The sequence below is a fragment of the Moraxella lacunata genome, assembly GCF_002027545.1.
Lineage (GTDB): Bacteria > Pseudomonadota > Gammaproteobacteria > Pseudomonadales > Moraxellaceae > Moraxella > Moraxella lacunata.
On record NZ_MXAN01000098.1, the window covers coordinates 1 to 10,119 of the forward strand.

Below are 10,119 nucleotides of genomic sequence, written 5' to 3' on the forward strand. Positions count from 1 at the left end.
TTATGGTATCTACACGTCCAATTTTAAAATCAATTTATTCAACAATCCTACATTTATAACAACAAAACAAAAGGCAACCCATGACCCCAATCACAACCCGTTATCGTTCATTATTTGCCACGCTTGGCATGAGTGTGGTGCTTGGGGTCGGTGTGCCTGCTTTTGCCAATAATACGGCAACCGCTCCCGCTCCCAACGCCCAAAACACCGCCATAGCAACCGCTGATGCTCAGAGCGAAGGGCAAGCGGTGGAGAATTTGATTGTTTTAAATGAATTAAATAAAGCCAAAAATCAAGCCCAAGCCCAACAAAATCAAGCCCAAGCAGATAGCCAAACCCAATCTGCACCACGCCAATCTACCGCCCCTGCCGTCTCTCATGACAAGCTGATTTTAAACAATCCTGTTGTTGATGAAGCCCATATCTTGACCGCCAGCGAAAAGGCTCATTTGGAGACTCAGCTAAGACGGATTTATGATGACGGCTTGGCTCAAATGGCGGTGGTGATTGTGCCGACCACAGACGGTATGGATATTTTTGACTATGCTATCAATGTGGCGAACCGTTGGCAACTTGGGCAAAAAGACACCGATGAAGGCATTTTAATGGCGGTGGCGATTAACGACCGCAAATTGCACATCGTTACGGGCTATGGCGTAGAAGGGGTGTTGCCCGATGCCAGTTTGAACCGCATTATCCGTGAAGACATCACGCCCAGTTTTAAAACAGGAGCATACGCCCAAGGCATATCGGCAGGGATTGCACGCATTGATGAGCGACTGCGAGCCGACCCCGAGACCCTTGCCCGAGCGGACGCACAGCAGGTAAGTGCCGATGAAGAAATTAGCGTGGTGCCGTTTTTTATTTTTGCCATGTTTTTTGGTACGGTGTTAAGCGGTGCTTTGGGGCGGTTTTTGGGGGCGAGCGTGTCCACAGGCGGTTTTGTGCTACTGGCGACTTTGTTTGGCGTGGGGCTACTGACCGCCATTGGAGCAGGCATTTTGCTTTGGATATTGCTCATTCTTGGCGTGTTTTCAAATGGCGGACGGCGTGGCGGTGGCACTTATGTCGGCGGGGGCGGATTTGGTGGCTCTGGCGGGGGCTTTGGGGGCGGTGGGTTTGGCTCTGGTGGCTTCGGTGGGGGCGGTGGCGGATTTGGCGGTGGCGGAGCAGGTGGCTCTTGGTAACTTATTGAAAAAGAAGGATAAAAATATGAGACACATTCCCCAAAAAAGCCCAGCACGCCTGTTTCGCCAGCTTATTTTTGTGCCATTTTTGCACAATCGCTGGCTTACCGCCGAACTCAAAATCGCCCTTGCCGAGCGTATCGCCCGAGCCGAAAAGGGTCATCGTGGCGAGATACGCCTTATCATTGAAAATCATCTGCCGATTGGTATCGCTTATGATAACGACTGTCGTGGGCGTGCCTTGCAACTCTTTGGCGAATATGGCGTGTGGGACACCGCTCACAATACAGGCGTGCTGATTTATGTCAATCTGTGCGAGCATGACCTTGAAATCATTGCCGACCGTGGCATTGATACGTATGCGTGCGATGATTGGCAAAATCTTTGCCAAAATACGCTAGATTATTTTAAAAAAGGCGACATGGCGGACGGCTTGGGGTGGCTTATTGATGAGATTGGGCGACTTTTGAATCAATATTTCCCTTGTGATGATATAAATGGCAATGAATTGCCTGATAATGTGGTGTATCTAAGGTAGGTAAAAATGAACGCAACACAGCTTTTTATCGGACTTATCGCACTGTTTATCGGGCTATTTGTCATTGCCTTAGCTAAGCCCTATTTTGCCAAAAAGCCTGCCAGTATTGATGATTTTAAAAAAGAACTTGGTAGGTTATTGCCTAACCATGACCTAATGATAAAACACGGTTCGCAATCTCGCATCATCGTAAGCCTAGACGGCATTCAAAAGGCGATTGTTATCATGGATAAGCCAAAAGCGGACTATGTCATGGGCGGTTTGCCGATTTTTACCACGGATAAAGTGAGTAAATTAAAACCCATTGCCGATAAAATCGGAGCGAGTGCTGTGGTGGTGAATTAGCTTAATTTGCCTTTAATAGAGATTTTTTAAAATAAAATAATGCTTACTTTATTTTCAACTTAAAATGGTAGTTTATTGATTGTTCCATAATTATTTTTTAAGTTGTCGGGGCGAATCATATTTGCCCTTGATAAACCAATCACTGATACACTCTACAAAATGAAAAAGTGCTACGGTTTCCGTGGTAAAATTCAAATTTGTTAGCTGTATAAAGTTGAGAATAAGGGATGCTTTAAAAATTTATAAAATCATCAATGCTTGCTAGGGCGTGCCTGCCTTTGGTATTTGCCATGAAAAATGCCTGTTTAAAAAAGCAGGGGAATCGCCCGTTTTTCAGGGAAAAAGTGAAGTTTGATAGTTATTCTGTCAAACAAGTTTTTATTATGAAAAACAATCCGACCACTTAACTGGGTAAATTTTAAGATTTTTACTTAACTCTTTAAATTAAGTGGTCGAATAGTCATTTTTCATGCAAAAATTGATAAAAGCGTTAAATTTTCATCGTTTTTTATAAGAATGTTATCAATGGTAGGCACGCCCTAAGCTTAAAAACCCTACCAACGATAAAATCTACCAATGCATTAGGTATGCCCTAAATCATCCCCAAAGCCACAAGTCCCCTAAGTATCCCGTCGTCATCATGGCGTGGGCAGACATAGTCCGCCACGGCTTTTAGGTCAGGGTGGGCGTTACCCATCGCCACGCCAAAGCCTACCGATGAGAGCATTTCAATGTCATTTAGCCCGTCCCCAAAGGCGACAGCGTCCGCCATGGACAGACCCAGTGCGTCCAGCACCGAGCGAATGCCCCTAGCCTTTGAGCCGTGGACATCTAGGATGTCCACACCCGAGATGTGCCAGCGCACGGTTTTTAGGTCATCGCTTAGGGCGGATGAGAGCTGGGCGGTGTGGTTATTTTCATAAAATGCCAGCATTTGATAGACGGGTGTGCTCATGTCAAACGACTCTGCCACACGATAGGGAATGTGTAGCGATGTCAGGGCTTGTACCATGTATTCATCAGGGCTGACTGTGATAATCTCATCACGGGTCATGTAGCCGTGGGCGATACGCTCGCTTTGTAGGTGGGAGGTGGTGTGGGTCAGCTGAGCGTGCGTCAAGGGAAAATGGGTCAGGCATTTGCCTTGATACTCGTTATACTGCCCGTTAATCGTCACAAAAATGTCAATGCCAATCTCATCGATAAGCTTATTAATACAAGGCGGAAACACGCACAGACCACGCCCTGTGGCGATGGCGACCATGATACCACGCTCTTTTAGGGCGTGTAGGGCGGTTTTGGTGCTGTCTAAAATGTGATTTTCGTATTTGATGTAGAGCGTGTCATCGATGTCAAAAAAGACGATTTTGGGGGTGGTGGGCGTGGTGGCAGGCGTGGTATTCATGAGCGTTTTTCATTGAAAATTTACCTATTTTATGCAAAAATAACCGCATTTGCAAATCTTGCTGATTTGTGATGATTTTGATTTAAAAGACACCAAAAGGCAATCCATGACCACACCCGATTTAGAACCGACCTTACACCAACGCCGTATCATCTATCAAGCTCGCCGTGGCTTAAAGGAGCTGGATTTTTATATTGACCCCTATGTCAAAAGCCACTATCTCACCGCCAATGAGCAAGAACAGCTTGCTTTTGAGAGACTCTTAGAACATGAAGACCCTGATTTGTTACTGTTTTTTTTGGGGCAGGCAAGCCCTGATGATGCCGAGATAGGCTCGCTCATTGATAAGATAAAGGCACTCAGACACACCCAGTCGCTCTGATGTTTATTGATACTGCCATCACACAGGTCGCTCATGACTTGCCCATCAAGGCTGGTGTGCTTGTCATCACACTATTGCTGATGGCGGTGATGGGCGTGCCGTGGTGGCAGTATGCCATGGTGGGTGTGGTGTGGGTGGTGTGTCTGTGCCTAGATAAAGTGCGTGCCATCCCGATACATGAGCTGTCCGCCCATGCCCCTGATGATGTGTGGTATCTGGGCATGTATGATGGGGCGGATAGGCAGATATGGCAGGCGTATCTGTCGGATGTGGCGGTGATGGGGCGAAGGGTGACGATGACGTTTCGTGTTGTCGTGCCGTTTGAGATAACGTACCGAGTAACCATTCATCATCGCATGGTGTCAGAGCAGGATTTTCGCCGATTGGCATCACTAAAAATATAGGAAAAGCCAATGACCGTACCCATTTACACCGCCAAAGCCGTCAAAGACTGGGAGAATCGCTGGTTTGCAGATGGCAACAGCTCGTTTGGTCTCATGAAACAGGCAAGCCTTGCACTGTGTTTGCAAGTCATTGATTTTGTCAATAAAAACAACATCACCCAAGCCGACATCATCGCATGGTGTGGTGTGGGCAACAATGGCGGAGACGGTTATCTGACGGCAAAATATCTGGTAGATAGACTGGATAATGAGCATTTTAATGTACAAATCATCGCTCCAAATCCGCCAAAAAGCGTGGATGCCGTCCGTGCTAGGTTGCTATGTATAGGCGTGCCAATGCGTGATGATGTGGGCGGTGTCATTCGCAAATTTGAAAAAGTGATTCATCTGGATGCGTTGTTTGGTAATGGGCTAGACAGAAAGCTTGACAAAGCACACCAAGACATCATCCATGCCTTTAACGCCCAAACAGGCACTAAAATCGCCCTTGACGTGCCAAGCGGTCTGCACCCTGATAGGGGTATCCCCATACCCGTCTGTGCGGACGTGGACATGACCTTGTGTGTCATGGGGTTAAAAATGGGGCTGTTTGTCGGGGCGGCAAAGGACTTTGTGGGGCAAGTTGTTAATCTGCCTTTGATACCGCCTGATGATGAGCTGTCAGCGGTGGCGTATCTGTCGGATAAACCAAAACCGCCCACACGCCAAAGCACCGCCCACAAAGGCGACTTTGGCACGGTGGCGGTCGTGGGTGGTCATCGGCGTATGGGTGGGGCGGTCATCATGGCAAGCCAGATGGCGATGAGCATGGGGGCAGGGCGAGTTACGGCAATCTGTCATGCCACGCACCACAGTGCCATGCTGACCCGCTCGCCTAATGTCATGGTGGCGGACATTGATGAGATGAGCGTGGAGAGCTTGGCAGGATTTGACCGTGTGGCGTTTGGCATGGGGCTTGGGCGTGATGTGTGGGCAGAGATGGTTTTTGATAAAGTCATGGATAGAGTAATTCATCACGCCTTTGATAGGGTGGTGCTAGACGCTGATGCGTTGTACTTTTTGGCAAAAAATCCATGTAAATTGTCCAATCATGTCATCTGTACGCCCCATTCGGCAGAGTCGGCACGCCTGCTTGGCGTGAGTGTGGCGGACGTGGATAATGACAAACTAGGCACGCTGTATCGCTTGCATGAGCGGCATGGTGGGCAATGGGTCATCAAAGGGGCAAATACGCTAAGCTTTGACGGCACAAGGGTGCAATTTTGCCCATTCGGTAATGCCTTTATGGCAACCGCAGGCATGGGCGACGTGCTGGCGGGTATGCTCGTTGGGTTGGACATGAATGTGCATGACGTGGTGGCGTGGCACGCTGTCATGGGCGATAGGCTTGCTGACGGGGCGATGTTTGGCATTCATGCGTATGACATGGCGGATGTGGCAGGTGAGATGGTTTTAGGCGGGTAAATTAGACAGGGCAAAATAGACAAAAAGTCAAGGTTTCACAGACAGATAAAGCAAATACCATCAAAAAATTGGCAAGTAATTGTTTTTACTTGTCATTTTTTATGGCTAAAATCTGCCAAAAATTTATCCCCAAAAGCTGTGGATAAGCCTGTGGATAACTTTGTAATTTTATGTAAAAATACTGTAATGATGGGCGATGACGGTTGATTGGTTGAAATTTATACATAATTTTATCGAAAATAAATCATTTAAAATCAATAGCTTATAAGTATAAATTTGCTTAAATTTTGATAAATTGGGCAGTCACCGCAAAATGTTTCACGCACCATCAAGAATAAAACACTCTGTGGATAAGTGTATGTTTTTGACATTCGCCAAAGATTGACCACAAAAAATCCTGCCATAAGACAGGATTTTTTTTGGATAGCTAAGCAGCTGATAACTAGGCGATTACATCATTCCGCCCATGCCACCCATACCGCCCATGCTAGCACCCATATTAGGGGCTTCTGGGGCAGGTTTGTCGGTAATCATCACCTCGGTGGTGAGCATAAGACCTGCCACGCTGGCGGCGTGTTCTAGGGCGGAGCGAGTTACCTTGGCAGGGTCAAGAATGCCCATTTCTAGCATATCGCCATACTGACCTGTGGCAGCGTTGTAGCCGTAGTTGCCAGAGCCGTTTTTGACTTCATTGACAATCACAGACGCTTCATCGCCAGCGTTGGTTACGATTTGGCGAAGTGGAGCTTCCATGGCACGGCGTAGGATATTGATGCCTGCGTTTTGGTCGTCATTTTCGCCTTTTAGTTCAGCCAATGCAGACAATGCACGCACTAGGGCAACACCACCCCCTGGTACGATGCCTTCTTCTACCGCCGCACGGGTGGCGTGTAGAGCGTCATCAACACGGTCTTTTTTCTCTTTCATTTCGGTTTCGGTGGCAGCACCGACTTTAATGACCGCCACACCGCCAGAGAGTTTGGCAACACGTTCTTGCAGTTTTTCTTTGTCGTAGTCAGACGTAGATTCTTCGATTTGACGTTTGATAGATTCAACACGGCTGTCAATTTGAGCCTTGTCGCCTGCTCCGTCCACAATCACGGTGTTTTCTTTACCAACGGTGGTTTTCTTGGCTGTGCCTAAGTGTTCCAAAGTTGCAGTTTCTAGGCTTAGACCCACTTCTTCTGAAATCACAATACCGCCTGTCAAAATGGCGATGTCTTGGAGCATGGCTTTACGTCTGTCGCCAAATCCGGGGGCTTTGACGGCACATGTTTTTAGACCGCCACGCAAGTTGTTTACTACCAAAGTTGCCAATGCTTCATTTTCAACGTCTTCTGCGATGATGAGCAGGGGACGGCTGGTCTGCATGACTTGTTCTAGTAGTGGCACAATCTCACGGATATTGGCAATCTTTTTATCCACAAGTAGGATGTGTGGGTTGTCAAATTCGCAGGTCAAGCTGTCTTGCTTGTTGGCAAAGTAAGGGCTGATATAGCCACGGTCAAACTGCATACCCTCAACCACTTCTAGGGTGTCTTCAAAGCCTGAACCCTCTTCTACGGTAATCACGCCTTGCTTGCCGACAGTTTTCATCGCTTCTGAGATAAGCTCGCCAATCTTGGTATCGGAGTTGGCTGAAATTGAACCCACCTGAGCTATCGCTTTAAAATCATCGGCAGGAGTAGATAGGGCGTGGATTTGCTCAACAGCAACACGGGTCGCCTTGTCAATACCACGTTTTAAATCCATGGGGTTCATGCCAGCAGCGACAGTTTTCATGCCCTCTACTAGAATGGCTTGGGCAAGTACGGTGGCGGTGGTGGTGCCGTCCCCTGCCACGTCATTGGTTTTTGACGCTACTTCACGGACAAGCTGAGCACCCATATTTTCAAATTTGTCTTCAAGCTCAATCTCTTTTGCCACGCTCACGCCGTCTTTGGTAATGGTTGGAGCTCCAAAAGACTTGTCAATCACCACGTTACGACCTTTTGGCCCTAGGGTAACTTTTACGGCATCTGCTAGGATATTGACACCGTCAATCATTTTTTCACGGGCGGATACGCCAAATTTTACATCTTTTGCCATGTTTATACTCTCTTTATTCAACGGTTGATAATTTATGTTAGGGTTTTGGGTTGATTTGAATTATTCAAGCACACCCAACACATCAGATTCTTTCATGATGAGCAACTCTTCGCCGTCCACTTTGACGGTTTGACCTGCATATTGACCGAACAATACTTTGTCGCCCACTTTGACATCTAGGGGACGTACGCCATTATCAGTAAGCTGACCATTACCCACGGCAGTCACTTCGCCTTGTTGGGGTTTTTCTTGGGCAGAACCAGGGAGCAGGATACCGCCTGCGGTTTTTTGCTCTTCTTCGGTACGGCGAACGACAATGCGATCATGTAAAGGACGGATTGGCATAAAATTTCTCCATTAACTTGTTAGGAATACTGGCAAAACCAGATTGTTTGTAAAAATGGTGTTAGGGGGCAAATTTTTCAAGATAATTTTTAAAAATTTATCCAAGATATAAGCAACGAACTTGATATTTACCACAGGTTTTGTAGAATTGGTGTTATTAAAGGACGTGTTCAGCACGTCCCTACGTCCACATATCATAGATTTGTCGCAATTTTAAAATCCATAAACCCCTACTCACACAGTATCACTTTTTTATCAAACGTCATTTTTGGATCAAGCAGGTACTTTACCACATAGCCGTCCACGCACGCATTCATGCCCGATAGGCTCACAGTATGACCGTGATTTGGCGTGTAGATGAGCGTATCATCAAAGCGTTTTGCCATATTGACCGCATTGGCAAGTGGTGTGGCAAGGTCATATTTTTGGGCGACAAAAAGCAGGTTTGGCGTGTCGTTTGTGATAAGGTTTTCATCCAAATCATCGGTCGCTTGCCATTGCCAATAGTAGCAAGCGTCCAGATAATCATCATCAGAACGCTTTTTAATATCATCATAACGAGCCTGTTCATCGATGATTTTGGCTTGTTTGATGTACTCGTCTCGGCTAAGTTTGGGGGCGGAGTCGGCACAGTTGATAAGGGATAGAGCATCTTTACTAAACCCTTTTTCGCCAAACTCGGAGATGAGTAACTGAGTGTTAAACTCGCCCGTCTCGCCCCTGTCAAGCTCGCCAAGCATCGTCATCATGTCCGCCCAGTAGGTGCTGTCGTTGATGTTTTCGTTGATAATGGCTAGGATACTTTGGCTGTCTATTTTATCGCCATTTTTGTCGGTTAGGTTTTTGGCAGAAATCTCGGCTAATTTGTTGATAAAAGCGGTGCTTGGGTCTTGGGACTTGTCAAAAATACAGTGGTCTTGCAGGTTTTGATAAAGGTATCAAAGGCGATTTGGGAGCCTTTGTACTGATTTTTTAAAATGGTAAACAAGGTCTCGCTCGTATCCACCACCCCGTCCGCCACGCCTGCTCGCAAGCGTGTGGGGTAATACTCGGCATATTTGGCGACAAGTTTTGTGCCGTACGAATAGCCCACCATGCTCCACACGTCCACGCCCAGCTGGGTGCGAATGCTGTCTAGGTCTTTGACGACTTCTTTTGAGCTGATAAAGGGCAAAATGTCCGCCCCTGTGTGCTGTATGCAAGCGTCCATATAGGCTTTGGCGTTGGTGTTGCCCTGCTCGTCCGTCTCGTCCACGCCACCGCAGTCTATGGCAGGGGTAGACGGGGCAACCCCACGGGGAGCGTAGCCCAATACGTTAAAATTATCCTTAACTGTCTGCCCATACTCATCAAACAACGTCATACTCATGTCAAGGCTATGACCGCCTGGCCCGCCGTTTAGGAGCAACAGCTCGCCAATGGGATTGCCCTTAGCAGGCAAACGTGTGAGCGGTATGGCAAAGGTTTTGCCATTGGGCTTGGTATAATCCACAGACACAGAGACGGTGGCACATTGCAAACGCACGGACGGTGGCAATACAAACCACGATAGATAAGCAGGGCGATAGCAAGAATGCCAAGTGATGTCGCCTTGTTTGGTTGAGCCACTGATAAGATATAGATAAAAGCATAGCAAAACCGCAAAGACAAAGGCGAAAAATAAGGCGGTGTATTTAATGATTGATTTTAGCATGAGAATGCACCTAAAAGACCACAAAAATAACAAAATTTTAAAAGTTATATGATAACATAAAATGTAACAAAATATGTATAATCATTGGTTTGCTTTATGATAATGGCAAATAAAATATGGTTTGAGAAAGTTTTCTCACAAAATGCTACAAATCATCACGCCACCGCCCTTGAATTTGTAACAAAAAATGTCAATAATACCCCCATGTTCTTAATTTTAATAGACTTCTTTCCAAACCCCGATTTTTGTGGATTTTTAAAAACCTCAA

11 protein-coding genes are annotated in these 10,119 nt (G+C 46.7%); 6 read left to right on the forward strand and 5 right to left on the reverse strand.

Going from position 1 to position 10,119, the window contains the following annotated elements; all coding sequences use genetic code 11:
• The first annotated feature begins 80 nt into the window (after positions 1-80).
• Genes B5J94_RS12235 through B5J94_RS12245 form a run of 3 tightly spaced genes read left to right on the forward strand, consistent with a single transcriptional unit; the run spans position 81 to position 2,070 of the window.
• Complete coding sequence (locus tag B5J94_RS12235; protein WP_062499321.1) at positions 81-1,187, forward strand: TPM domain-containing protein; 1,107 nt, start codon at positions 81-83, stop codon at positions 1,185-1,187.
• Positions 1,188-1,212: 25 nt separating this feature from the next.
• The gene (locus B5J94_RS12240) at positions 1,213-1,725 is read left to right on the forward strand and encodes a TPM domain-containing protein (protein ID WP_062499320.1); all 513 of its coding nucleotides are present in this window, start codon (positions 1,213-1,215) and stop codon (positions 1,723-1,725) included.
• A gap of 6 nt (positions 1,726-1,731) precedes the next feature.
• Positions 1,732-2,070, forward strand: a complete 339-nt coding sequence (locus tag B5J94_RS12245) for a hypothetical protein (RefSeq protein WP_062499319.1) — start codon at positions 1,732-1,734, stop codon at positions 2,068-2,070.
• Positions 2,071-2,662: 592 nt separating this feature from the next.
• Here B5J94_RS12245 and B5J94_RS12250 read toward each other — a convergent pair.
• On the reverse strand, positions 2,663-3,475 hold the full coding sequence (locus B5J94_RS12250) for a Cof-type HAD-IIB family hydrolase (RefSeq protein ID WP_062499317.1): 813 nt from the start codon (positions 3,473-3,475) through the stop codon (positions 2,663-2,665).
• Positions 3,476-3,581: 106 nt separating this feature from the next.
• On the opposite strand from B5J94_RS12250, the gene B5J94_RS12255 reads away from it, so the two are divergent.
• Genes B5J94_RS12255 through B5J94_RS12265 form a run of 3 tightly spaced genes read left to right on the forward strand, consistent with a single transcriptional unit; the run spans position 3,582 to position 5,725 of the window.
• A complete protein-coding gene (locus B5J94_RS12255; RefSeq protein WP_062499318.1) occupies positions 3,582-3,857 on the forward strand; it encodes an FAD assembly factor SdhE in 276 nt (91 codons plus the stop codon).
• The gene (locus B5J94_RS12260; protein WP_062499316.1) at positions 3,857-4,261 is read left to right on the forward strand and encodes a hypothetical protein; all 405 of its coding nucleotides are present in this window, start codon (positions 3,857-3,859) and stop codon (positions 4,259-4,261) included. The genes B5J94_RS12255 and B5J94_RS12260 overlap by 1 nt, the downstream gene beginning before the upstream one ends.
• 9 nt (positions 4,262-4,270) lie before the next feature.
• Positions 4,271-5,725, forward strand: coding sequence for an NAD(P)H-hydrate dehydratase (locus tag B5J94_RS12265; RefSeq protein ID WP_062499315.1), 1,455 nt, complete (start codon positions 4,271-4,273; stop codon positions 5,723-5,725).
• Positions 5,726-6,175: 450 nt separating this feature from the next.
• On the opposite strand, the gene groL is transcribed toward B5J94_RS12265, so the two are convergent.
• The 4 genes from groL to B5J94_RS12285 all read right to left on the reverse strand — a co-directional run bounded on the left by groL (position 6,176) and on the right by B5J94_RS12285 (position 9,851).
• Positions 6,176-7,813, reverse strand: a complete 1,638-nt coding sequence (groL, locus tag B5J94_RS12270; protein WP_062499314.1) for a chaperonin GroEL — start codon at positions 7,811-7,813, stop codon at positions 6,176-6,178.
• Between the two features lie 60 nt (positions 7,814-7,873).
• Complete coding sequence (locus B5J94_RS12275; RefSeq protein ID WP_062499313.1) at positions 7,874-8,158, reverse strand: co-chaperone GroES; 285 nt, start codon at positions 8,156-8,158, stop codon at positions 7,874-7,876.
• A gap of 230 nt (positions 8,159-8,388) precedes the next feature.
• Positions 8,389-8,907: an alpha/beta hydrolase gene (locus B5J94_RS12280; RefSeq protein ID WP_079364163.1), complete on the reverse strand. Its 519-nt coding sequence runs from the start codon at positions 8,905-8,907 to the stop codon at positions 8,389-8,391.
• Positions 8,908-9,017: 110 nt separating this feature from the next.
• Positions 9,018-9,851: an alpha/beta fold hydrolase gene (locus tag B5J94_RS12285; protein ID WP_062499311.1), complete on the reverse strand. Its 834-nt coding sequence runs from the start codon at positions 9,849-9,851 to the stop codon at positions 9,018-9,020.
• Positions 9,852-10,119: the final 268 nt, after the last annotated feature.